Origin of the sequence: Pigmentiphaga humi, assembly GCF_900606115.1 — a bacterium.
Classification (GTDB): Bacteria; Pseudomonadota; Gammaproteobacteria; order Burkholderiales; family Burkholderiaceae_B; genus Pigmentiphaga; species Pigmentiphaga humi.
Genome location: NZ_UWPJ01000023.1, coordinates 290,994 through 313,941, shown reverse-complemented (window position 1 = coordinate 313,941; position 22,948 = coordinate 290,994). Strand labels below are relative to the sequence as shown.

The following is a 22,948-nucleotide window of genomic DNA, read 5'->3' as shown; positions in this document are numbered from 1 at the left end:
GGCTTGCGCCCGCCCAGGCCGCGGATGCCTATCCCACACGGCCGGTCACCCTGGTCACCTCGTTCTCGGTCGGCAGCGGCCCCGACACCATCCTGCGGCTGATCGCCGACCGGCTGGGCAAGGAATGGGGCCAGCGCGTCGTCGTCGAGAACCGCCCCGGGGGCGGCGGCTTCGTCGCCATCGACGCATCCCAGCGCGCCGCGCCCGACGGCTACTCGCTGCTGCAACTCGACAGCGAACAACTCGCCGCCCTGCCCCATCTGTACAAGAGCCGCAGCTACGACCCCGACAAAGTCTTCGATCCTGTCGCCACGGTCTACATTACGCCCTTCCTCGTCTCGGTCTCGGCCAACTCGCCGTGGAAATCCGTCACCGACCTGATCGCCGCCGCCAAGGCAGCACCCGGCAAGATCACGTATGGTTCGTGGGGCATAGGCAGCCCCGGCCACCTGGGCGGCATCGCGCTCGAAAGCGACGCCGGCATCCAGATGCAACACGTGCCCTACAAGGAAGTCGGCCAGCTCTACGCCGCCGTCAGCAACCAGGAAGTGAACTGGAGCATGGCCACGCTCGCGTCGAGCCAGGGCGCCTACCAGGCCGGCAAGCTGCGCTACCTGGCCGTGGCAGCCGCCAAGCGCCTGCCGCAGATGCCCGACGTGCCTACCGTCGCGGAAAACGGCGGGCCGAAGAACTTCGAGATCAATTCCTTCGTCGTCCTGCTGGCGCCCAAAGGCACGCCGGCCGCCATCCGCGACAAAGTCAACGCCGATGTCGCCAAGGTCCTGACCCAGCCGGACATCAAGCAGCGCCTGGAAACCTTCGCCTTCCAGCCCATCAATTGGTCGCCCGACGAAATCCGCAAACAGACCGCCTCCCGCTCGCAGTTCTACCGGGGCTTGATCAAGAAGGCCAACGTATCATTGGAGTAGGATAGGTCCCCCCTACGCGCTTCGCGCGCCCCCCGGGGGGGCGGCACTGGCGGACCGGAAGGGGAAGCCCACCCCTACGCCCTTCGGGCGCCCCTCAAAGGGGCGGCACTGGCGGACCGGCAAAGCCGGATCCGCTGTGCCCTGGGCTGGCAGCGGCGGTTTGCGCGGTATCTCAGGCGCTGCCGGTCTTGCGGGCGGCCAGCAGTTTTTCGACGAAGAAGGCGCCGATCACGGTCTTGACGTCGCTGACGTCGCCGCTGGCGATCCAGCGCATCAGGTCTTCGAGCGGCGCGGTGAAGACCTCGAGGAATTCGCTGTCGTCGAGCTGCTGCTGGCCGCGCTCCAGCCCCTCGGCCAGGAACAGCACGATGCGCTCGTCGGCGTAGGCGATGGCGTTGTGGATGGTGGTCAGCTCGGTCCAGCGCTCGGCACGGAAACCGGTTTCTTCCAGCAGTTCGCGCCTGGCGGTGGCCAAGGGCTGTTCGCCCGCATCGATCTTGCCTGCCGGGAATTCGATGAAGGCCCGGTGCATGGGATAGCGGTACTGGCGCACCAGCACCACCTGGCCGTCCGGCAGCAGCGGCACGATCATCGACGCGCCCGGATGCAGGATGTACTCGCGCGTCGCGGCCGAACCGTCCGGCAGCGTCACGCCGTCGCGCCGCACGCGCAGCAGCTTGCCGTCGAAGACCGGCTCGCTCGAAACCGGCTGCTCGCGCAGGCGCTCGGCGCTGCGGGACAATTCCTGCAGGGCGGGATCACGGCTCATCGATGGCTCCGTTTGAATAAATAACGGTAGACGAAACCGGGATAGGCCAGCACCAGGTACAAGGTCAGCGTAATGGCATAGAACTGCCAGCCCTGCTGGAATACGTTGCCCAGGCTGGCCTCGAAGGCCAGGCCGACCGCGCCGACCACCAGGTACAGCACCAGCACCTCGGCCAGTCGCACCCAGAAAGGCTTGACGGCGGGTGTCCCGCCACGGCGGAAAGCCAGCGCGCCGAAGACGCGCTCGGACAGGAAAGGAAGATTGGCCGTCACCAGCGCGAGCAGGATCAGGACATAGATCGCCAGGGTCTGCTTCAAGGCCGGGTCCCCACTGCGGTCATGGAACAGGCGGGTGCGGCATGCCGCACGACCGCCCGCGGGAAGATCAAAGCGCCAGCGACGTATTGATCGCGTGGACGCATACCGCTACCAGCGGCGCGGGGAAAATCCCCAGGATCAGCAGCAGCGCCCCGTTGACCGACAGCACCGTACGAAAACCGAAGCTGCCCTGCAGCGGTGCCTGGTCGACGGGATCGTCGAAGTAGACGACCTTGACCACGCGCAGGTAGTAGAACGCGCCGATCAGCGAGAACAGCACCGCGACCACGGCCAGCACGACGTGGTTGGCCTGGATCAGGGCCTGCAGCACGGAAAGCTTGGCATAGAAACCGACCGTGGGCGGGATGCCGGTAAGCGAGAACATCTGCAGCAGCATCACGCCGGCGAACCACGGGTTGCGGCGGTTCAGGCCTTTCAGATCGTCCAGGGTCTCGCAATCGAAGCCCGCGCGCGACAGCAGCATCAGCACACCGAACGAACTGAGCGTGGTGAGCACGTAGACCACGATGTAGAACATGGCCGAGCCATAGGCGTTCTGGGCGTTGAAGGCGCTGCCCTCGACCACGCCCGACATCAGGCCCAGCAGCACGAAGCCCATGTGCGAGATCGTCGAATACGCCAGCAGGCGCTTGACGTTGGTCTGCATGATGGCGGCCAGGTTGCCGATCGCCAGCGACAGCACCGCCATGATGCCCAGCATGGGCTGCCAATCGGCGGCCAGGCCGAACAGGCCGTCCACCAGCAGGCGCAGCACGATGGCGAAGGCCGCCAGCTTGGGTCCGCCGCCCAGCAGCAGCGTCACGGCGGTGGGCGCGCCCTGGTAGACGTCGGGCACCCACATGTGGAAAGGCACCACGCCGAGTTTGAAGGCCAGGCCGGACACCAGAAACACCAGGCCGAACACCAGGATCATGTGGTTGTCGCCGGCCTGCGAGGTGGCGCGGGCGATGCCGGCCAGGCTCAGCGTGCCGGTGGCGCCGTAGATCATCGACATGCCGTAGAGCAGCAGGCCCGAGGCCAGCGCGCCCAGCACGAAATACTTCATCGCGGCTTCGGTGGACACGGTGTGCTCGCGGCGCACCGCCACCAGGGCGTAGAACGACAGCGACATCAGTTCCAGGCCGAGGTAGATGGTCAGCATGTTGCCGGCCGAGATCATCACCATCTGGCCCAGCAGCGCCAGCAGCGACAGCACGTAGAACTCGCCGCCGCGCAGCATGCCGCGGTCCTTGGCGTAGGACTTGCCGTAGATCAGGGTCACGCCCAGCGCGATGTAGGAGCACACCTTGAGCACGTGGGCCAGGTTGTCGGCCACGTACATGCCGTCGAAGGCGACGCCGCTCACGTTCCCGGCCAGGTCCGCCAGGCTCATCCAGGTCAGGGCCGCCAGCGTCAGCAGCGACAGGATGTGGGTCAGCGCGCGGTTCTCGTCCTTGACGAACAGATCGATCAGCAGGATCGCGGACGTCAGCACCAGCAGCGTAATCTCTGGTGCCGCAAGAGACAGGTTCAGGTTGGCAAATTCCATTCTCGTAACGTCCGGCGTCTTACAGTTTCGAAATGGCGACGTGCTTGAGCAGCGCGTCGACCGAGACGTGCATCACGTCGGTAAAGGGGGCGGGATGGACCCCCATGTAGATCACGGCGATCGCCATCGCTCCCAGGATCAGGAATTCGCGGCCGCTCAGGTCGGCAAGCTCGCGCACGTGCTGGTGCGTGATCTCGCCGAACACGACGCGCTTGACCATCCACAGCGAATAGGCCGCGCCCAGGATCAGGGCCGTGGCGGCCAGCAGACCGATCCAGAAGTCGTACTGCACCGCGCCCATGATCACGAAGAACTCGCCGACGAAGCCGCTGGTGGCCGGCAGGCCGCTGTTGGCCATCGAGAACAGCACGAAGAACGTGGCGAACTTGGGCATGGTGTTGACCACGCCGCCGTAGTCGGCGATGCGGCGCGAGTGCACGCGGTCGTACAGCACGCCTATGCAGAGGAACATGGCGCCCGAAACGAAGCCGTGCGAGACCATCTGCACGATGGCGCCTTCGACGCCGGCCGTGTTGAAGATGAAGAAACCCAGCGTGACGAAGCCCATGTGCGCCACCGACGAATAGGCCACCAGCTTCTTCATGTCGTCCTGCACCAACGCGACCAGGCCGATGTAGATCACCGCCACCAGCGACAGCCCGATCATCAGGCCGGACAGGCCGTGCGCGGCGTCCGGCACGATGGGCAGCGACAGCCGCAGGAAACCGTAGGCACCCAGCTTCAGCATGATCGCGGCCAGCACCACGGAACCGCCGGTCGGCGCTTCCACGTGGGCGTCGGGCAGCCAGGTATGCACCGGCCACATCGGCACCTTGACGGCGAAGGCCATCAGGAAAGCCAGGAAGATCAGCACCTGCTCGGTATAGCCCAGCGGCAGTTGGTGCCAGGCCAGGATGTCGAAGGTGCCGCCGGCCGAGTGCCAGAGGTACAGGAAGGCGATCAGCGTCAGCAGCGAACCCAGCAGCGTGTACAGGAAGAACTTGAACGCGGCGTAGACCCGGTTCGGTCCGCCCCATACGCCGATGATGATGTACATCGGGATCAGCGTGGCTTCGAAGAACACGTAGAACAGCAGGCCGTCGAGCGCCGCGAACACGCCGATCATCAGGCCGGACAGGATCAGGAACGAGCCCATGTACTGGGCGACGCGGCTGGTGATCACCTCCCACCCCGCCAGCACCACGATGATGGTGATGAAAGCGGTCAGCAGCACGAACCACATCGAGATGCCGTCGATGCCGAGGTAGTAGGACACGCCGTACTGGACGATCCAGGCCGATTTCTCGACGAACTGCATATCGGCCGTCGAGGCGTCGAAGCCGGTGTACAGCGGGATGGTGACCAGGAAGCCGGCGATCGCGCCGATCAGCGAGAGCGCTCGCGCCACGGTGGGCTTGCTGTCACGGCCTACGGCCAGCACCAGCAGGCCGAAGACGATCGGCGTGAAGATCGCAAGCGAAAGCCACGGGAAAGAAGTTTGAGCCATATCGCTTGCCATCACTTGTTCAGCAGGACGAAGTAGGTCACCAGGGCCATGATGCCGATGATCATGGCGAAGGCGTAGTGATAGATGTAGCCCGATTGCAGGCGGCGCGTCACGGACGCTAACCAGCCCACCAGGCGGGCGCTGCCGTTGACCATCAGGCCATCGATCAGCGACTTGTCGCCCACCCGCCAGAAGCCGCCGCCCAGCGCGCGCGCGCCGCGGGCGAACACCGCTTCGTTGATCTTGTCCATGTAGTACTTGTTCTCGAGCAGGTTGTACAACCAGCCGCAGCGCGCCTTGATCGCCGCCGGGATGGCCGGCTTGACCAGGTAGAAGAACCAGGCCACCACCACGCCCGCCAGCGCCAGCCAGAACGGTACGGTGGAGAACGCGTGCAGGCCGTAGGCCACCCAGCCGTGGAAATGCTCGCCCAGGTGCTCCATGACCGGCCGGTCGGGCGAATTGAAGATCACGCCCTTGAAGAAGTCGCCGAACAGCAGGGGGCCGACCGCGATCGCGCCGATGATCACCGACGGAATGGCCAGCAGCACCAGCGGCAGCGTGACGACGGCGGGCGACTCGTGCGGCGTGCCGCCATGATGGTGGTCGTCATGGCCATGCGCGTCGTGCGCGTGGTCGTCATGGCCGTGGCCGTGCGCGCCGCTCGTATCGAAGCGCTCCTTGCCGTGGAACACCAGGAAGTACAGGCGGAACGAGTAGAACGCCGTGATGAAGACGCCCGCCAGCACCGCGAAGTAGGCGAAGCCCGAGCCCCAGACGGTCGACAGCTTGGCCGCCTCGATGATGTTTTCCTTCGAGTAGAAGCCTGCGAAGAACGGCGTGCCGATCAGCGCGAGCGAACCCAGCAGGAAAGTGATCCAGGTGATGGGCATGTACTTGCGCAGGCCGCCCATGTTGCGGATGTCCTGGTCGTGGTGCATGCCGATGATGACCGAGCCCGCCGCCAGGAACAGCAGCGCCTTGAAGAAGGCGTGCGTCATCAGGTGGAAGATCGCCACCGAGTACGCCGAGGCGCCCAGCGCGACGGTCATGTAGCCCAGCTGCGACAGCGTCGAATAGGCCACCACGCGCTTGATGTCGTTCTGGATGATGCCCAGGAAGCCCATGAACAGCGCGGTGATGGCGCCGATCACGATGACGAAGGACAGCGCCGTGGGCGACAGCTCGTACAGCGGCGAGAAGCGCGCCACCATGAAGATGCCCGCGGTCACCATGGTGGCCGCGTGGATCAGCGCCGAGATCGGGGTCGGGCCTTCCATCGAGTCGGGCAGCCAGACGTGCAGCGGGAACTGCGCCGACTTGCCCATCGCGCCCACGAACAGGCAGATGCAGGCCACGGTCAGCAGCATCCAGTCGGTGCCCGGGAAGCTCAGGCCGGCCAGCCTGTCGGACTGCGCGAACACGTCCGTGTAGTTCATCGAACCGGCGTAGGCGAACAAGAGGCCGATGCCGAGCACGAAGCCGAAGTCGCCCACGCGGTTGACCAGGAAGGCCTTCATGTTGGCGAAGATGGCCGTCGGCCGGGTGTACCAGAAGCCGATCAGCAGGTAGGACACCAGGCCCACCGCCTCCCACCCGAAGAAGAGCTGGAGCATGTTGTTGGACATGACCAGCATCAGCATCGAGAAGGTGAACAGCGAGATGTAGGCGAAGAAGCGCTGGTAGCCGGGATCGTCCTTCATGTAGCCGATGGTGTAGATGTGCACCATCAGCGACACGGACGTGACCACGACCATCATCATGGCCGACAGCGAGTCGATCATGAAGCCGATTTCCAGCTTGATGCCGCCGATCGCGCTCCATGTGTAGAGCGCGCCGTTGAAGGTGTTGCCCGCCAGCACGTCGTTGAGCACGATCACCGAGCCGATGGCCGAGACCAGCACCCCCAGGATGGTGGCCCAGTGCGCGCCGGCGCGGCCGACCCAGCGGCCCAGGAAGCCGGTGCCGAACAGGCCGGCGATGGCGGACCCGACCAGCGGGGCGAATGCGATGAGTAGGTAGAGCTTAGGTACCGACATGTCTTGATCTTCTCGTAGCCCGGACCGTCAGCCCTTCAGCCGGTCAAGTTCATCAACGTTGATCGTGTTCAGGTTGCGGAACAATACAACCAGGATCGCCAGGCCGATGGCGGCTTCAGCGGCCGCCACGGTCAGGATGAAGAACACGAACACCTGCCCGCTCAGGTCGCCCATCCAGCTGGAGAAGGCGACGAAATTCATGTTCACCGCCAGCAGCATCAGTTCGATCGCCATCAGCAGCACGATGATGTTCTTGCGGTTGAGGAAGATGCCCACGATACTGATCGCGAACAGGATCGCGCCCAGCACCAGAAAGTGGCCGAGAGTCAGGGTCATGGTTGGTTTCCCTTGGGTTCGGCAGCAGCCGGCGCTTCGGCGCCCTCGCCTGCCTGGGAATTTTCGGTTTGCGACGGAATCGACACCAGGCGCACGCGGTCGGCGCGGCGCACGCGGATCTGCTCGGACGGGCGGTTCACCTTGACGTCGCTGCGGCGGCGCAGCGTCAGCGCGATGGCCGCCACCATGCCCACCAGCAGGATCACCGCGGCGATCTCCACCGCATAGATGTACTCGGTGTACATCGCCACGCCGATGGCGCGCGTGTTGTTGAAGTCGGCAGCGACGGGCGCCTGCGGCACGCTGGTGTCCCAGTAGGCGTTGGCCAGCACGAAAGCCATCTCGCCCACCATGACCACCCCCACCAGGATGCCCGGCACCAGGTAGCTCTTGAAGCCCTCGCGCAGCTTGCTCGTGTCGATGTCCAGCATCATGACCACGAACAGGAACAGCACCATCACCGCACCCACGTAGACGAGCACGATCAGGATAGCCAGGAACTCCGCCTTCAGCAGCATCCAGATCATGGCCGCGGTGAAGAACGACAGCACCAGGTGCATCACGGCGGTCACGGGACTGCGCGCGACGATGACCCGGCACGCTGCCACGACGAGGATCGCGGCGAATATATAGAACAGTATGGCGGTCATAGTGGGTTTCGATTACCGGTATTTCGCATCGTAGGCGCGGCTCTGCGCGATCTCGGCCTCGTAGCGGTCGCCGACCGCCAGCAGCATTTCCTTGGTGAAATACAGGTCGCCGCGCTGTTCGCCGTGGTACTCGTGGATGTGCGTCTCGACGATCGAGTCGACCGGGCAGCTTTCCTCGCAGAAGCCACAGAAGATGCACTTGGTCAGGTCGATGTCGTAGCGGCTGGTGCGGCGGGTGCCGTCCTCGCGCACTTCCGATTCGATGGAGATCGCCACCGCGGGGCAGACCGCCTCGCAAAGCTTGCAGGCGATGCAGCGCTCTTCCCCATTGGGATAGCGGCGCAGCGCATGCAGGCCGCGGAAACGCGGCGACATGGGCGTTTTTTCCTCGGGGTACTGCACCGTGATCTTGCGGGCAAACACATACCGCCCCGTCAGGCGCAATCCCTTGAGGAGTTCGGTCAGCATCAGGCTGCCGAAGAATTCCTTGATCGCTTGCATGATTCAGTCCTGCCTATTCTCTTGGCTCGCTTACCGCGCGCCTTACTTCCAGATGTTCCAGGGCGTCTGCATCCAGACCGCCACCACCAGCAGCCAGACCAGCGTGAGCGGAATGAATATCTTCCAGCCCAGGCGCATGATCTGGTCGTAGCGGTAGCGCGGGAACGAGGCGCGGAACCAGATGAACAGCGACACCACGAAGAAGGTCTTGACCGCCAGCCACAGCCAGCCCGGCACCCAGGTCAGCGGCGCCACGTCAATCGGGGGCAGCCAGCCGCCCAGGAACATGATCGATGCCAGCGCGGACAGCAGGATCATGTTGGCGTATTCGCCCAGGAAGAACAGCGCGAAGGCCATCCCGGAATACTCCACCATGTGGCCCGCGACGATTTCCGATTCGCCTTCCACCACGTCGAAGGGGTGGCGGTTGGTTTCGGCCACGGCCGAGATCACGTAGATCACGAACAGCGGCAGCAGCGGCAGCCAGTTCCACGACAGGAAGGTCAGCCCCATGCCGGCAAAGCGGCCGTCCGCCTGCTTGAGCACGATCTCGCTCATGTTCAGGCTGCCCGACACCAGCAGCACGGTCACCAGCACGAAACCGATGGCCAGCTCGTAGGACACCATCTGCGCGGACGCGCGCAGCGCGCCCAGGAAGGCGTATTTGGAGTTGGAGGCCCAGCCGGCGACGATCACGCCGTACACGCCCAGCGAAGTGATGGCCATGACGTACAGCAGGCCCGCGTTGACGTTGGCCAGCACCACTTCCGGACCGAAGGGCATCACCGCCCAGGCGGCCAGCGCCGGCATCAGCACCACCGTCGGCGCCACGATGTAGAGCACGCGGTTGGCATTGCTGGGAACGATCACTTCCTTGGTCAGCAGCTTGAGCACGTCGGCGAAGGGCTGGAACAGCCCTCGCGGGCCGACCCGGTTCGGGCCCACGCGGATGTGCATCCAGCCGATCAGCTTGCGCTCCCAGTACGTGAGATACGCCACGCACAGGATGATGGGCAAGGCGATGCAGGCGATCTTGACCAGATTCCACACCACCGACCAGGCTGCCGGGCCGATCAGCTCCGTTCCATGAGCCTGAAGGACGTCGATCCAATGCATCAGGCACGCTCCACGCTGAGTTGTTCGAATGCGCTGCCCAGCGCGAAAGTCGCGGCGTGGGCGGCGGAGATGCGCACGGCGCCGGCCGGCACCGTATCGTCCAGGGAAAGGAAGAGCTCGATCGCACCGGTGGCCGACTTGACGCGCACGCGGTCGCCGTCGGCCAGGCCCAGGCCGGCGATGGTGGCGGCGTTGGCGCGCGCATCGGGCTCGCGCGAAGCCGGCGCGGCCTGCAGCGCATCGGCGCGGCGCGCGATGGCGTCGCTGAAATACACCGGCACGTCGGCCACCCGCTGCAGGCCCTGCGCCGCAGCGCCGGCGCCGGGCTTGGCGGTTACGGCATTGGACAGGCGCGAGGCGATATCGCCGGCCAGCACGGCATCGCGCACGGACTCGGACGTCTCGTCGTCGAAACCCGGCAGTTCCAGCGCATTGCCCAGCACGCGCAGCACCTTCCAGCCCGGGCGGGTCTGGCCCAGCGCGCGGACCGTGCCCTTGAAGCTCTGGGCGCGGCCCTCGGCGTTGACGAAGGTGCCGGAGGTCTCGGTGAAAGGCGCGATGGGCAGCATCACGTGGGCCCAGTCCTGCGCGGCCGACTTGTAGGAAGTCAGCGCGACGTTGAACTGCGCCGCCCGCAGCGCCTCGAGCGCGGCCACGCCGTTGTCGGCGTCGAGCGCCGGCTCGGCATGCAGCACGATGTAGGACTTGAGCGGTTCGGCCAGCATCCGGGCGGCGGTCTTGCCGCCGCGCACCGGCACGGCCTCGGCCAGATAGCCGCCCACCGAGTTGCCGCCTTCGACGGTATAGCCCAGGCGGCAGCCGGCAGCCTGCGCGATGAGTTGCGCGTTGGCCGCCAGGGTGGACGCCTGCGGATGCTGCGCGGCCAGATTGCCCAGCAGCACGGCGCCGTTCTCGCCCTCGGCCAGCAGCGCGGCAACGCGCCTAGCGGCTTCGCCCGGCTGCACACCGGCCAGCTCGGGCGCAGCGGAGGCGTCCTTGGCCTGGGCCAGCGCAACGGCGATCTCGGCCAGCACACCCGGCAGCGCCCCGGGCGCAACGGTGATGCGCTCGGCGATGGGCATCAGCGGATCGTCGCCGGCCACGTCGACCAGGACCACCTGGGTGCCGGCCTTGGCGGCCTGACGCAGGCGCTGGGCCAGCAGCGGATGATCCTTGCGCAGGAATGAGCCGACTACCAGCACGCGGTCGAGCTTGCCGACCTCGGCCAGCGGCATGCCCAGCCAGGGCGCGCCGCTGCGGGCCGCGTCGAAGCCGTCGTCGGTCTGGCGCAGGCGGAAATCGATGTTGTCGGAACCCAGCGCGCGCACCAGGCGGGCCAGCAGCGCGAATTCCTCGGTGGTGGCGTACTGCGCGGCCAGCGCGCCGATCTCGCCGGCGCCGTAGCTGTTCTTGGCGCGCTGCAGGCCGGCGGCGGCGAATTCCAGCGCCTCGGCCCACTCCACTTCCTTCCATTGGCCGTCCTCGCCGCGCACCATGGGCACGGCCAGGCGATCGCCGCTGTTCAGGCCTTCGTAGGCGAAGCGGTCGCGGTCGCTGATCCAGCACTCGTTGACGTCTTCGTTCTCGAACGGCACCACGCGCATCACGCGGTCGTTCTTGACCTGCACGACCACGTTGGCGCCGATGCTGTCATGCGGGCTGACCGACTTGCGGCGCGCCAGCTCCCAGGTGCGGGCGCTGTAGCGGAACGGCTTGGAGGTCAGCGCGCCGACCGGGCAGATGTCGATCATGTTGCCCGACAGCTCGGATTCGACGGCGCGGCCGACGAAGGTCGTGATCTCGGAATGTTCGCCGCGGTTGATCATGCCCAGCTCCATCACGCCGGCGATCTCCTGGCCGAAGCGGACGCAGCGGGTGCATTGGATGCAGCGCGCCATTTCCTCGGCCGACACCAGCGGGCCCAGGTTCTTGTGGAACACCACGCGCTTTTCCTCGGTGTAGCGCGAGGACGAGCCGCCGTAGCCCACCGCCAGGTCCTGCAGTTGGCACTCGCCGCCCTGGTCGCAGATCGGGCAATCCAGCGGGTGGTTGATCAGCAGGAACTCCATCACGCCCTTCTGCGCGTTGATGGCTTTCTCGGACGCAGTGTGCACCACCATGCCGCTGCTCACCGGAGTGGCACAGGCAGGCAGGGGCTTGGGCGCCTTTTCGACGTCGACCAGACACATGCGGCAATTGGCCGCGATCGACAGCTTCTTGTGATAGCAGAAATGCGGCACGTAGAGGCCGGCCTTCTGGGCGGCATGCATGACCATGCTGCCTTCTGGCACCTCCACTTTCTGGCCGTCGATCGTAATTTCAACCATCTTATTTCCGTTTGCCCCGCCATCGGGCGGGGCGTATGCGTTTCGTTGAATGCTTTGCTATGCGAGACCGCGCCGGGGCTACAGGTACTCGGGCACCACGCAGTGCTTGTGTTCGATGTGGTGCATGAACTCGTCGCGGTAGTGCTTCAGGAAGCCGCGCACCGGCATCGCCGCGGCATCGCCCAGCGCGCAGATGGTGCGGCCCATGATGTTGCCGGCCACCGAATCGAGCAGCTCGAGGTCTTCGGGACGGCCCTTGCCGTTCTCGATGCGGTGCACCACGCGGTACAGCCAGCCCGTGCCTTCGCGGCAGGGCGTGCACTGGCCGCAGCTTTCCTCGAAATAGAAGTACGACAGGCGCTGCAGCGACTTGACCATGCAGCGCGTCTCGTCCATGACGATGACGGCGCCCGAACCCAGCATCGACCCGGCCTTGGCGATCGAGTCGTAGTCCATGGTGCAGTCCATGATGATGTCGGCCGGCAGCACCGGGGCGGACGAACCGCCGGGGATCACCGCCTTGAGCTTGCGGCCGCCGCGCACGCCGCCGGCCAGTTCCAGCAGCTTGGAGAACGGCGTGCCCATCGGCACTTCGAAGTTGCCGGGGTACTCGACGTCGCCCGAAACCGAGAACAGCTTGGTGCCGCCGTTGTTCGGCTTGCCCACCTGCAGGTAGGCGTCGCCGCCGTTGCGGATGATCCAGGGCACCGCGGCGAAGGTCTCGGTGTTGTTGATCGTGGTCGGCTTGCCGTACAGGCCGAAGCTGGCGGGGAACGGCGGCTTGAAGCGCGGCTGGCCCTTCTTGCCTTCCAGCGATTCGAGCAGCGCGGTTTCCTCGCCGCAGATGTAGGCGCCGTAGCCATGGTGGCCGTGCAGCTGGAAGCTGAAGCTCGAGCCCAGGATGTTGTCGCCCAGGAAGCCGGCGGCGCGCGCCTCTTCCAGCGCTTCCTCGAAGCGTTCGTAGACCTCGAAGATCTCGCCGTGGATGTAGTTGTAGCCCACGGTGATGCCCATCGCGTAGGCGGCGATGGCCATGCCTTCGATCAGGATGTGCGGGTTGTAGCGCAGGATGTCGCGGTCCTTGAACGTACCCGGCTCGCCCTCGTCGGAATTGCAGACGAGATACTTCTGGCCCGGGAACGTGCGCGGCATGAAGCTCCACTTCAGGCCCGTCGGGAAACCCGCGCCGCCGCGGCCGCGCAGGCCCGAGGCCTTGACCTCGGCGATGACCTGTTCCTGCGTCATGCCGGTGGTCAGGATCTTGCGCAGGGCCTCGTAGCCGCCGCGCTCGACGTAGTCTTTCAGGCGCCAGTTGTTGCCGTCCAGCCCCGCCATGATCTGCGGGTCGATGTGGCGATTGTGGAACGCCGTGCTGATGACCGGTTCGGCCACGCTCATTTTGCACCTCCGGCATCCGCCTCGCCCTTGAGCTCGTCGACGAGGGCGTCGAGCCGGGCTTCGGACATCTGGATGCACATACGCTTGTTGTTCACCAGCAGGACGGGCGCGTCGCCGCAGGCTCCCATGCACTCGCCTTCGACCAGCGTGAACACGCCGTCGGCGGTGGTTTCCTTGTAGTCGACGCCCAGCTTCTGCTTCAGGTAGTGGCCGGCCTTCTCGCCATCGCGCAATGCACAGGGCAGGTTCGTGCAGACCGAGATCTTGAACTTGCCCGTGGGGTGCAGGTTGTACATGTTGTAGAAGGTCGCGACCTCCTGCACGGCGATGGCCGGCATGCCGAGGACGTCGGCGACCTCTTCCATCACCTCTTGCGACAGCCAGCCCTTCTCGTCCTGGGCAATGGCCAGCGCCGCCATGACGGCGGACTGTTTCTGTTCGGCCGGGTACTTGGAGACTTCGCGGTCGATCTTCTTGAGGGCCTGTTCGGAAAGCAGCATGGTGGTATCCGGTTGGGACGCAGTCATGGGTTCAGCGGTCGATCTCGCCGAACACGATGTCCTGCGTGCCGATAATCGTGACGGCGTCGGCGATCATGTGGCCGCGCGCCATCTCGTCCAGCGATTGCAAGTGGGCAAAGCCGGGGGCGCGGATCTTCAGGCGGTACGGCTTGTTGGCGCCGTCCGAGACCAGGTAGATGCCGAATTCGCCCTTGGGATGCTCGACGGCCGAATAGGCCTCGCCCGGCGGCACGTGGAAGCCTTCGGAAAAGAGCTTGAAATGGTGGATCAGCTCTTCCATGCTGGTCTTCATCTCGGTCCGGCTGGGCGGAGCGACCTTGTGGTTGCCCGTCATGACGGGGCCGGGATTGTTGCGCAGCCATTCCACGCACTGCTTGATGATGTTGTTGCTCTGGCGCATTTCTTCGATGCGCACCAGGTAGCGGTCGTAGCAATCGCCATTGGTGCCGACCGGCACGTCGAACTCGACCAGGTCGTAGACTTCGTAGGGCTGCATCTTGCGCAGGTCCCAGGCGATGCCCGAGCCGCGCAGCATGGGGCCGGTGAAGCCCAGCGCCTTGGCGCGCTCGGGGGTGACGATGCCGACGTCGACCAGGCGCTGCTTCCAGATCCGGTTGTCGGTCAGCAGCGTCTCGTATTCGTCGATGTAGCCGGGGAAGCGGTTGGTGAACGACTCGATGAAGTCCAGCAGCGAACCCGAACGGTCTTCGTTCAGGACCTTCATTTCCTTTTCGCTGCGCAGCTTGCTGGGACGGTACTGCGGCATGCGGTCCGGCAGGTCGCGGTAGACGCCGCCCGGACGGTAGTAGGCCGCGTGCATGCGCGCGCCCGAGACCGCCTCGTAGCAGTCCATCAGGTCCTCGCGCTCGCGGAAGGCGTACAGGAACACCGCCATCGCGCCCACGTCCAGCGCATGCGAGCCCAGCGACATCAGGTGGTTCAGGACGCGGGTGATTTCGTCGAACATCACGCGGATGTACTGCGCGCGCAGCGGCACTTCGAGGCCCAGCAGCTTCTCGATCGCCATCACGTAGGCGTGCTCGTTGCACATCATGGACACGTAGTCCAGGCGATCCATGTAGGGCAGGGCCTGCAGGTAGGTCTTGTGCTCGGCCAGCTTCTCGGTGGCGCGGTGCAGCAGGCCGATGTGCGGATCGGCGCGCTGGATCACTTCGCCGTCCAGTTCCAGCACCAGGCGCAGCACGCCGTGCGCGGCCGGGTGCTGCGGGCCGAAGTTCAGGGTGTAGTTCTTGATCTCTGCCATGATTAGCGTCCCAATCCGTAGCCGTCTTCGCGGATCACGCGCGGCGAGACCTCGCGCGGCTCGATGGTGACCGGCTGGTAGATGACCCGCTTCTGCTCGGGGTCGAAACGCATTTCGACGTTGCCCGACAGCGGGAAGTCCTTGCGGAACGGATGGCCGATGAAGCCGTAGTCGGTCAGGATGCGGCGCAGGTCGGGGTGGCCCTCGAACAGCACGCCGTAGAAATCGAACGCCTCGCGCTCGTACCAGTTCACGCCCGGCCAGACCTCGACCAGCGAAGGCACCACCGGCAGGTCGTCGTCGGCCGCGAAGGTGCGCACGCGCAGGCGCCAGTTGTGCGTAACCGACAGCAGGTGCAGCACCACGGCGAAGCGCTGCGATTCGCGCACGTCGTTGCCGTAGGAGAAGTAGTCCACGCCGCACAGGTCGATGCAGGACTCGAAGCGCAGGCCTTCGTCGTCGCGCAGCGTCTGGCAGACTTGCATGTAGCGGTCGACGGGCACCTCGAGCGTGAGCTCGCCCAGGGCGAGCGTCAGGCGGATGTCGTCGCCCAAGGCGCAAAGCAGATTCTGGCGCAGGGTTTCAAGCTTGGTCATGAGCGCTCGGATCAAAAGGCGGCACCGGACAGGACGAGGCCTGCCCGGGCAAGGAATCGGAGGTGGGAATGGCGCATGCCGGCATGGGTCAGCGCGCGATGGTGTTGGTGCGCCGGATCTTGTTCTGCAGCTGCAGCAAGCCGTACACCAGCGCTTCGGCGGTGGGCGGGCAGCCCGGCACATAGACGTCTACCGGCACGATGCGGTCGCAGCCGCGCACCACCGAATACGAATAGTGGTAGTAGCCTCCGCCGTTGGCGCACGATCCCATGGACACCACCCAGCGCGGCTCGGGCATCTGGTCGTAGACCTTGCGCAGCGCGGGCGCCATCTTGTTGCACAGCGTGCCGGCCACGATCATCAGATCGGACTGGCGCGGACTGGGCCGGAAAATGATGCCGAAACGGTCGAGGTCGTAGCGCGCGGCGCCCGCGTGCATCATCTCGACCGCGCAACAGGCCAGGCCGAATGTCATGGGCCACAGCGAGCCGGTCTTGGCCCAGTTGAGGACCTTGTCGGCGGTCGTGGTGATGAAGCCTTCGTTGAGAATTCCGTCGATAGCCATTGATGAAACCCGGTGTCCTTCGGCAAGCGGCTGGGATCACTCCCAGTCCAGCGCGCCTTTTTTCCATTCGTAGATGAAGCCGACCACGAGAACGGCCAGAAATACCGCCACGGTGCCGAAGCCCAGCAGGCCGACCTGCGCGTTGGCCATGGCCCACGGAAACAAGAATGCGATTTCCAGATCGAACAGGATGAACAAAATGGCCACGAGGTAGTAGCGCACGTCGAACTTCATCCGGGCGTCTTCGAAGGCCTCGAAGCCGCACTCGTAGGGAGAGAGCTTTTCGCTGTCGGGCCGGCTCGGGCCGAGCACGGAGCCGAGGAACATCAGCGCGAAACCGATGACGCTGCCCACGATGATGAACAGCAATACTGGAAGGTAGCTCTCGATATTCATCAGGTAACCTGTTCGAGCGACGTTGCAGGCATTGGCGCGCCCGGACGTCATTGGCAAAGGCAGGATGCGGAAGAGCTTTCCCTGCGCCGCGCGGCCCACACCAAGGCGCCGCCCGTCCCGGCCGGACCGGCAAAGAGCGCCAACGCTTACATGCAAGGATGTATGTTTCTGCGCGGAATGCCACGTTTTCAAGAAACGCGCCCGGCTGCAAAAACAAGTTGTCTTACCGGATGACTGCAGTAACTGTCGGACACGCCATGTTTCACCCATGCTCATGTCCGACCGAAAGTATAGCGCAAACCCTGAGTCGGCCGAAACGTCCCTTTACCCGCGTCCGCTAGAGAAAAGCTCGGCCCGCCAAGGACTTACATGATGCTGAACGTCTGGACGGCACGCCCGCCCCGGCGCATGTTGCATTGCGCAAACCGGGCGGTTCGGCGGCCTGGCTTCACGGTGCCGGGAACGACCGCCAGCAGGTCGGTGGCATAAGGTCTGAAAGGCCAAAATCAGAACACGCTCTCTGCCAGGTTCTGATTCTGCGTCAGCGCCCGCTCGGTATGCGGCGCCGCCATGCCGACGAAGTGGCATTCCTGCTCCGCCGCCGTGCAGCCGCCCAGCAGCGGGCAGCCCGCGAACAGATCGGCCACCCAATCGACGAAAGCGCGCACCTTGGGCGACAGATGCCTGTTCTGCAGGTACATCACCGAAATCGGCATGGGCGAGGGCTTCCATTCGGGCAGCACTTCCTTCAAGCGGCCGGACTCGAGATGGGGAAGCACCAGGTAGCGCGGCGCCTGGATGAGGCCGAAACCCTGCAAGGCGCAATCGACGTAGGCGTCGGCGTCGTTGACCGCGATCACCCCTTTCATCTCGAACTCGGTGGCGACGCCATCGATGACGTAGTCCCAATCGAGCACGCGGCCGGTGCGGCTGGCGAAGTAATTGACCGCGTGGTGGCGCGCGAGATCGTCGAGGGTCCGCGGCTCGCCGTAGGCTTCCAGGTAGGCCGGCGCCGCGCAGGTGAGGTTCTCGAACGAACCGATGCGGCGCGCGACCAGGCGGGAATCCGGCAGGTCGCCCTTGCGGATCACGCAATCGACGGCCTCCTGCACCAGGTCCACCGGGCGGTCGCTCATGCCGATGACGAGTTCCACGTCCGGATAGCGTTCGTGGAACTCGCACAAAGACGGGATGAGTATGCTGCGGCCGATCGAGGCCGGCACGTCGATCCGCAGGCGGCCGCTCGGCCCGCGCGCGGCGTCGCGAAACGACGCCTCGGTTTCCTCCAGGTCGGCCAGCAGCTGCTTGCAGCGGTCGTAATACGCCGCGCCGTCCGGCGTGAGGCTGATCCTGCGCGTGGTGCGGTTCAACAGCCGTACCCGCAGCATCTTCTCCAGGCCCTGGATGGTCGTGCTGACGGTGGCGCGCGGCAGACCGAGGTTTTCGGCCGCCAGGCTGAAGCTGTTGGCTTCGACCACGCGCGTAAAGACTTGCATGGCTTGGAAACGGTCCATGGTGATCCCTTGAAAGCGGTGCCAGGCTGGGCGCACAGCGATTATTCAGCACGAACGAATAGTGTTGACGAATCCTGCCAGTTTATCCAGCCAAGGATAACACCGAGAATCTTCTCCTCTCAGAAATTTCCCCGACTTCCTATCCGAGGCCACCCTATGTCTACCCTGAGCACGCGCACCGCCGCCTTTGCCGGCGCGGCCATCGTCCTGGCGCTGGCAGCCGCCGGCCTGGCCGCGCTCTCCGAACCTGTCCAGGCCAACGCGCCCGCCTCCGCCCAGGCGCCCGCCACGCCGGTGGACGCCGCCCTGGTCGTCAGCCGCAACATCATCGACTGGCGCGATTACTCCGGCCGCATCGAAGCGGTCGAGCGCGTCGAGATCCACCCGCTCGTCTCGGGCACCCTCACTGCCGTCCACTTCAAGGACGGCGCGATGGTCAGGAAGGGCGACGTGCTGTTCACCATCGACCCGCGTCCCTACGAAGCCGCGGTCGCCCGCAGCCTGGCCCAGGCGGAAGCGGCCAAGGCCCGCGCCGGCCATGCCGAATCCGACGGAGCCCGCGCCGAGCGCCTGCTGGCCGACAACGCCATCGCCAAGCGCGACTACGACGCCAAGCAGAACGACGCGCACGTGGCGCAGGCCGAACTGCTGGCGGCGCAGGCCGCGCTCAAGGCCGCGCGGATCGACCTGGAACATACCCGCATCGTGGCGCCGGTCGCGGGCCGCATCTCGCGCGCCCGCGTCACCGCCGGCAACGTGGTCTCGGCGGGCACGGGCGGCGAGCCGCTGACCACGCTGGTATCGGTGAACAAAATGTACGCCGCCTTCGACGTGGACGAGCCGACCTATCTCAAGCTGGCCCAGGCCAGCCGCGCGGGCGGTGCGCCGATGCCGGTCCAGCTCGGCCTGGCCGACGAAACCGGCTATGCCCGCCGGGGCGCGGTGAGCTTCGTCGACAACCGGCTGGACACCGCATCCGGCACGATCCGCGTGCGCGCGATCTTCGACAACGCCGACGGCACGCTGATCCCCGGCCTGTACGCCCGCGTCCGTCTCGGCACCGGCAAGCCGCGCGAAGCCGTGCTGGTCGAAGAGCGGGCCGTGGGCACCGACCAGGAAAAGCGCTACGTGCTGGTGCTCGACGCCGACAACCGCGCCGTTTACCGGGAAGTCCGGCTGGGCCGCGGCAGCGGCGGCCTGCGCGTGGTGGAAGCCGGCCTCGCCCCGGGCGAGCGCATCGTCGTCAACGGCCTGCAGCGGGTGCGCCCGGGCGAAACCGTCGCGCCGCGCGACGTGCCCATGAGCACGCCCGCACGGCCGCCCCAAGGGCGTGCGTCCTCCCTCGGGGAGGATGCCGCGCAGCGGCAGGAGGGTACGCCAGCGGGCACGCCGGCCGCCGACCGGACCGGCGTGGTCTAAGGAAGAAAGGCCCGCATCATGAATATGTCCAGATTCTTCATCGACAGGCCCATCTTCGCGGGGGTGCTGTCCGTCCTGATCCTGCTCGGCGGCGTGCTGGCCCTGTTCCAGCTGCCCATTTCCGAATATCCGGAAGTCGTGCCGCCTTCGGTGGTCGTGCGCGCCCAGTACCCGGGCGCCAACCCCAAGGTCATCGCCGAAACCGTGGCCGCGCCGCTGGAAGAACAGATCAACGGCGTAGAGAACATGCTCTACATGCAGTCGCAGGCCAACAGCGACGGCAACCTCGCCGTGACGGTGACCTTCCAGCTGGGCATGGATCCCGACAAAGCCCAGCAACTGGTGCAGAACCGCGTATCGCAGGCCCTTCCCCGCCTGCCCGCCGACGTACAGCGCCTGGGCGTGACGACCATCAAGAGCTCGCCCACGCTGACCCTGGTCGCGCACCTGATCTCGCCGGACGACCGCTACGGCATCAACTACCTGCGCAACTACGCGCTGCTCAACGTCAAGGACCGCCTGGCGCGCCTGCCCGGCATCGGCGAAGTCCAGCTCTGGGGCGGGGGCGACTATTCCATGCGCGTCTGGCTCGATCCGCAGAAGGTCGCCCAGCGCGGCCTGACCGCGTCCGACGTGGTGCGCGCCATCCGCGAGCAGAACGTGCAGGTGGCGGCCGGCGTGATCGGCGCCTCGCCCAACTCGGCCGAAGTGCCCTTGCAGCTGTCGATCAATACCCAGGGCCGCCTGCAGACCGAGCAGGAATTCGCCGACATCGTGCTCAAGACCTCGCCCGAGGGCGGCGTGACGCGGCTGAGCGACGTGGCCCGCGTGCAGCTCGACGCGGCCGAATACGGCCTGCGCTCGCTGCTCGACAACAAGCCGGCGGTGGCCCTGGCCATCATGCAGGCGCCGGGCGCCAACGCGCTCGACGTATCGGCCCGGGTGCGCGAGGCCATGGACGACATGGCCAAGGACTTCCCGCCCTCGGTGGAGCACCGGATCGTCTACGACCCGACGCAGTTCGTGCGCGCGAGCATCGAGGCGGTGGTGCATACCCTGCTGGAAGCCATCGCGCTGGTGGTGCTGGTGGTCATCGTGTTCCTGCAGACCTGGCGCGCCTCCGTCATTCCCCTGCTGGCCGTGCCGGTGTCCATCGTCGGCACCTTCGCGCTGATGCTGGGCTTCGGCTATTCCATCAATGCGCTGTCGCTGTTCGGCATGGTGCTGGCCATCGGCATCGTGGTGGACGACGCCATCGTGGTGGTGGAAAACGTCGAGCGCAACATCGAGGCAGGATTGAGTCCGCGCGACGCCACCTACCGCGCCATGCAGGAAGTGAGCGGCCCCATCGTCGCCATCGCGCTGACCCTGGTGGCGGTGTTCGTGCCGCTGGCCTTCATGACCGGCCTCACCGGCCAGTTCTACAAGCAGTTCGCGATGACCATCGCGATTTCCACGGTCATCTCGGCCTTCAATTCGCTGACGCTGTCGCCGGCCCTGGCCGCCCTGCTGCTCAAAAGCCACCACGACAAGCCCGACGTCCTGACGCGGCTCATGAACCGCTCGCTGGGCGGCTTCTTCCGCGCCTTCAACCGCGTGTTCGGCAGCGCTTCCGAACGCTACGGCAAGGGCGTGGCGGGCGTGATCTCGCGCAAGGCTTCAGTCATGGGCGTTTATGCCGCGCTGCTGGCGCTGACGGTGTTCTTCGGCCAGATCGTGCCGGGCGGCTTCGTGCCGGCGCAGGACAAGCAGTACCTGATCGCCTTCGCCCAGTTGCCCAACGGCGCCTCGCTCGACCGCACCGAAGCCGTCATCCGCGAGATGTCGGACATCGTCCTGAAGCAGCCGGGCGTCACCCACGCCATTGCCTTCCCGGGCCTGTCGATCAACGGCTTCACCAACAGTTCCAGCGCCGGCATCGTATTCGTCGCCCTGGACGAATTCGCCGACCGCGAGGCCAGGGGGCAAACCGCCGACGCCATCGCGGCCGAGCTGGGCCAGAAGTTCGCCGGCATCAAGGAATCCTTCATCGGCGTCTTCCCGCCCCCGCCCGTGCTGGGCCTGGGCACGCTGGGCGGCTTCAAGTTCCAGATCGAAGACCGGGGCGCCCAGGGCTACGCGGCGCTCGACCAGGCCGCGCAGGCCTTCGTGGCCGCGGCCAGCCAGGCGCCGGAATTGGGGCCGACGTTCTCGAGCTACCAGATCAACGTGCCGCAGCTCGACGTGGATCTCGACCGTGTCAAGGCCAATCAGCTCGGCGTGCCGGTCACCGACGTGTTCGACACCATGCAGATCTACCTCGGCTCGCTGTACGTGAACGACTTCAACCGCTTCGGCCGCGTCTACCAGGTACGGGCCCAGGCCGATGCGCCCTTCCGCTCCCAGCCCGACGACATCCTCAACCTCAAGACGCGCAATGCCGCGGGCGAGATGGTGCCCTTGTCGTCGGTCGTCCAGGTCAAGCCGAGCTACGGTCCGGAAATGGTGGTGCGCTACAACGGCTACACCGCCGCCGACATCAATGGCGGGCCCGCGCCGGGCTATTCCAGCGGACAGGCCCAGGCCGCGGCCGAGCGCATCGCCGCCGACGTGCTGCCGCGCGGCATGCGGCTGGCATGGACGGACCTGACCTACCAGCAGATCCTGGCCGGCAACGCGGGCGTCTGGGTCTTCCCCATCAGCGTGCTGCTGGTGTTCCTGGTGCTGGCCGCGCTCTATGAAAGCCTGGTCCTGCCGCTGGCCGTGATCCTGATCGTGCCGATGAGCATCCTGGCCGCGCTGGCCGGCGTCTGGCTGACCGGCGGCGACAACAACATCTTCACGCAGATCGGCCTGATGGTGCTGGTCGGCCTGGCCTGCAAGAACGCCATCCTGATCGTCGAATTCGCCCGCGAACTGGAAATGCAGGGCCGTTCGGCGGTGGAAGCCGCCATCGAAGCCAGCCGCCTGCGGCTGCGCCCCATCCTGATGACCTCGATCGCCTTCATCATGGGCGTGGTGCCGCTGGTGCTTTCCACCGGCGCCGGCGCGGAGATGCGCCAGGCCATGGGCGTGGCGGTGTTCTTCGGCATGCTGGGCGTGACGCTGTTCGGCCTGTTCCTGACACCCGTGTTCTATGTCCTGCTGCGCAAGCTGGCGGGCAGCCGCCCCCTGCACGCGGCGGCGCCGCACCAGGCGCCCATCGTGGCCGAGCATGCGCCGGCCGCGCGCCCTGAGGGGGCGCTATGAAGCATCC

20 protein-coding genes are annotated in these 22,948 nt (G+C 65.9%); 3 read left to right on the top strand and 17 right to left on the bottom strand.

The window, feature by feature from the left end; all coding sequences use genetic code 11:
• A partial coding sequence (locus PIGHUM_RS15345; protein WP_148087258.1) for a Bug family tripartite tricarboxylate transporter substrate binding protein occupies window positions 1-929 on the top strand: 929 nt, incomplete at its 5' end.
• A 172-nt stretch (window positions 930-1,101) separates the two neighbouring features.
• Here the strand turns inward: PIGHUM_RS15345 and PIGHUM_RS15340 are convergent.
• The 17 genes from PIGHUM_RS15340 to PIGHUM_RS15260 form a co-directional block, all read right to left on the bottom strand.
• Entirely contained in the window at window positions 1,102-1,698 is a 597-nt protein-coding gene (locus PIGHUM_RS15340; RefSeq protein ID WP_124080433.1) for an NUDIX domain-containing protein, read from the bottom strand.
• On the bottom strand, window positions 1,695-2,015 hold the full coding sequence (locus PIGHUM_RS15335; RefSeq protein ID WP_124080432.1) for a DUF2818 family protein: 321 nt from the start codon (window positions 2,013-2,015) through the stop codon (window positions 1,695-1,697). The genes PIGHUM_RS15340 and PIGHUM_RS15335 overlap by 4 nt, the downstream gene beginning before the upstream one ends.
• Window positions 2,016-2,082: 67 nt before the next feature.
• Window positions 2,083-3,564: an NADH-quinone oxidoreductase subunit NuoN gene (gene nuoN, locus PIGHUM_RS15330; protein ID WP_124080431.1), complete on the bottom strand. Its 1,482-nt coding sequence runs from the start codon at window positions 3,562-3,564 to the stop codon at window positions 2,083-2,085.
• A 19-nt stretch (window positions 3,565-3,583) separates the two neighbouring features.
• Window positions 3,584-5,071: an NADH-quinone oxidoreductase subunit M gene (locus PIGHUM_RS15325; protein ID WP_187697795.1), complete on the bottom strand. Its 1,488-nt coding sequence runs from the start codon at window positions 5,069-5,071 to the stop codon at window positions 3,584-3,586.
• 11 nt (window positions 5,072-5,082) lie between these two features.
• On the bottom strand, window positions 5,083-7,110 hold the full coding sequence (gene nuoL, locus PIGHUM_RS15320; RefSeq protein ID WP_124080429.1) for an NADH-quinone oxidoreductase subunit L: 2,028 nt from the start codon (window positions 7,108-7,110) through the stop codon (window positions 5,083-5,085).
• A 27-nt stretch (window positions 7,111-7,137) separates the two neighbouring features.
• Window positions 7,138-7,446 carry an NADH-quinone oxidoreductase subunit NuoK gene (nuoK, locus tag PIGHUM_RS15315; RefSeq protein WP_124080428.1) on the bottom strand — a complete coding sequence of 103 codons (309 nt, stop codon included), beginning with the start codon at window positions 7,444-7,446 and terminating at the stop codon, window positions 7,138-7,140.
• Complete coding sequence (locus PIGHUM_RS15310) at window positions 7,443-8,096, bottom strand: NADH-quinone oxidoreductase subunit J (protein WP_124080427.1); 654 nt, start codon at window positions 8,094-8,096, stop codon at window positions 7,443-7,445. Before PIGHUM_RS15310 ends, nuoK begins: the two co-directional genes overlap by 4 nt.
• A 12-nt stretch (window positions 8,097-8,108) precedes the next feature.
• On the bottom strand, window positions 8,109-8,597 hold the full coding sequence (nuoI, locus tag PIGHUM_RS15305; protein WP_124080426.1) for an NADH-quinone oxidoreductase subunit NuoI: 489 nt from the start codon (window positions 8,595-8,597) through the stop codon (window positions 8,109-8,111).
• 42 nt (window positions 8,598-8,639) lie between these two features.
• Complete coding sequence (gene nuoH, locus PIGHUM_RS15300; protein ID WP_124080425.1) at window positions 8,640-9,713, bottom strand: NADH-quinone oxidoreductase subunit NuoH; 1,074 nt, start codon at window positions 9,711-9,713, stop codon at window positions 8,640-8,642.
• Window positions 9,713-12,040: an NADH-quinone oxidoreductase subunit NuoG gene (gene nuoG / locus PIGHUM_RS15295; RefSeq protein ID WP_124080424.1), complete on the bottom strand. Its 2,328-nt coding sequence runs from the start codon at window positions 12,038-12,040 to the stop codon at window positions 9,713-9,715. The genes nuoH and nuoG overlap by 1 nt, the downstream gene beginning before the upstream one ends.
• 78 nt (window positions 12,041-12,118) lie before the next feature.
• The gene (nuoF, locus tag PIGHUM_RS15290; RefSeq protein ID WP_124080423.1) at window positions 12,119-13,438 is read right to left on the bottom strand and encodes an NADH-quinone oxidoreductase subunit NuoF; all 1,320 of its coding nucleotides are present in this window, start codon (window positions 13,436-13,438) and stop codon (window positions 12,119-12,121) included.
• Complete coding sequence (gene nuoE / locus PIGHUM_RS15285) at window positions 13,435-13,938, bottom strand: NADH-quinone oxidoreductase subunit NuoE (RefSeq protein ID WP_124080422.1); 504 nt, start codon at window positions 13,936-13,938, stop codon at window positions 13,435-13,437. Before nuoE ends, nuoF begins: the two co-directional genes overlap by 4 nt.
• A 31-nt stretch (window positions 13,939-13,969) precedes the next feature.
• Entirely contained in the window at window positions 13,970-15,223 is a 1,254-nt protein-coding gene (locus PIGHUM_RS15280) for an NADH-quinone oxidoreductase subunit D (protein ID WP_124080421.1), read from the bottom strand.
• 2 nt (window positions 15,224-15,225) lie between these two features.
• Complete coding sequence (locus tag PIGHUM_RS15275) at window positions 15,226-15,819, bottom strand: NADH-quinone oxidoreductase subunit C (RefSeq protein ID WP_124080420.1); 594 nt, start codon at window positions 15,817-15,819, stop codon at window positions 15,226-15,228.
• An 88-nt stretch (window positions 15,820-15,907) separates the two neighbouring features.
• Entirely contained in the window at window positions 15,908-16,384 is a 477-nt protein-coding gene (locus PIGHUM_RS15270; RefSeq protein ID WP_124080419.1) for a NuoB/complex I 20 kDa subunit family protein, read from the bottom strand.
• 36 nt (window positions 16,385-16,420) lie between these two features.
• On the bottom strand, window positions 16,421-16,780 hold the full coding sequence (gene ndhC, locus PIGHUM_RS15265) for an NADH-quinone oxidoreductase subunit A (protein WP_124080418.1): 360 nt from the start codon (window positions 16,778-16,780) through the stop codon (window positions 16,421-16,423).
• Between the two features lie 506 nt (window positions 16,781-17,286).
• Window positions 17,287-18,294 (bottom strand): LysR family transcriptional regulator, encoded by a 1,008-nt coding sequence (locus tag PIGHUM_RS15260; protein WP_124080417.1) that lies wholly within the window; start codon window positions 18,292-18,294, stop codon window positions 17,287-17,289.
• A gap of 156 nt (window positions 18,295-18,450) precedes the next feature.
• Here PIGHUM_RS15260 and PIGHUM_RS15255 point away from each other — a divergent pair, with 156 nt between their 5' ends.
• The gene (locus tag PIGHUM_RS15255; RefSeq protein WP_124080416.1) at window positions 18,451-19,713 is read left to right on the top strand and encodes an efflux RND transporter periplasmic adaptor subunit; all 1,263 of its coding nucleotides are present in this window, start codon (window positions 18,451-18,453) and stop codon (window positions 19,711-19,713) included.
• Between the two features lie 18 nt (window positions 19,714-19,731).
• Window positions 19,732-22,941 carry an efflux RND transporter permease subunit gene (locus tag PIGHUM_RS15250; RefSeq protein WP_124080415.1) on the top strand — a complete coding sequence of 1,070 codons (3,210 nt, stop codon included), beginning with the start codon at window positions 19,732-19,734 and terminating at the stop codon, window positions 22,939-22,941.
• Window positions 22,942-22,948 lie beyond the last annotated feature (7 nt).

Coding starts and splice junctions, on each gene's coding strand:
- nuoL (WP_124080429.1), bottom strand. CDS start 7,110: ATGTCGGTACCTAAGCTCTACCTACTCATCGCATTCGCCCCGCTGGTC.
- PIGHUM_RS15275 (WP_124080420.1), bottom strand. CDS start 15,819: ATGACCAAGCTTGAAACCCTGCGCCAGAATCTGCTTTGCGCCTTGGGC.
- nuoN (WP_124080431.1), bottom strand. CDS start 3,564: ATGGAATTTGCCAACCTGAACCTGTCTCTTGCGGCACCAGAGATTACG.
- ndhC (WP_124080418.1), bottom strand. CDS start 16,780: ATGAATATCGAGAGCTACCTTCCAGTATTGCTGTTCATCATCGTGGGC.
- PIGHUM_RS15310 (WP_124080427.1), bottom strand. CDS start 8,096: ATGACCGCCATACTGTTCTATATATTCGCCGCGATCCTCGTCGTGGCA.
- PIGHUM_RS15325 (WP_187697795.1), bottom strand. CDS start 5,071: ATGGCTCAAACTTCTTTCCCGTGGCTTTCGCTTGCGATCTTCACGCCG.
- PIGHUM_RS15280 (WP_124080421.1), bottom strand. CDS start 15,223: ATGGCAGAGATCAAGAACTACACCCTGAACTTCGGCCCGCAGCACCCG.
- PIGHUM_RS15270 (WP_124080419.1), bottom strand. CDS start 16,384: ATGGCTATCGACGGAATTCTCAACGAAGGCTTCATCACCACGACCGCC.
- PIGHUM_RS15250 (WP_124080415.1), top strand. CDS start 19,732: ATGAATATGTCCAGATTCTTCATCGACAGGCCCATCTTCGCGGGGGTG.
- nuoK (WP_124080428.1), bottom strand. CDS start 7,446: ATGACCCTGACTCTCGGCCACTTTCTGGTGCTGGGCGCGATCCTGTTC.
- PIGHUM_RS15255 (WP_124080416.1), top strand. CDS start 18,451: ATGTCTACCCTGAGCACGCGCACCGCCGCCTTTGCCGGCGCGGCCATC.
- nuoE (WP_124080422.1), bottom strand. CDS start 13,938: ATGCTGCTTTCCGAACAGGCCCTCAAGAAGATCGACCGCGAAGTCTCC.
- nuoG (WP_124080424.1), bottom strand. CDS start 12,040: ATGGTTGAAATTACGATCGACGGCCAGAAAGTGGAGGTGCCAGAAGGC.
- PIGHUM_RS15340 (WP_124080433.1), bottom strand. CDS start 1,698: ATGAGCCGTGATCCCGCCCTGCAGGAATTGTCCCGCAGCGCCGAGCGC.
- nuoI (WP_124080426.1), bottom strand. CDS start 8,597: ATGCAAGCGATCAAGGAATTCTTCGGCAGCCTGATGCTGACCGAACTC.
- nuoH (WP_124080425.1), bottom strand. CDS start 9,713: ATGCATTGGATCGACGTCCTTCAGGCTCATGGAACGGAGCTGATCGGC.
- PIGHUM_RS15260 (WP_124080417.1), bottom strand. CDS start 18,294: ATGGACCGTTTCCAAGCCATGCAAGTCTTTACGCGCGTGGTCGAAGCC.
- nuoF (WP_124080423.1), bottom strand. CDS start 13,438: ATGAGCGTGGCCGAACCGGTCATCAGCACGGCGTTCCACAATCGCCAC.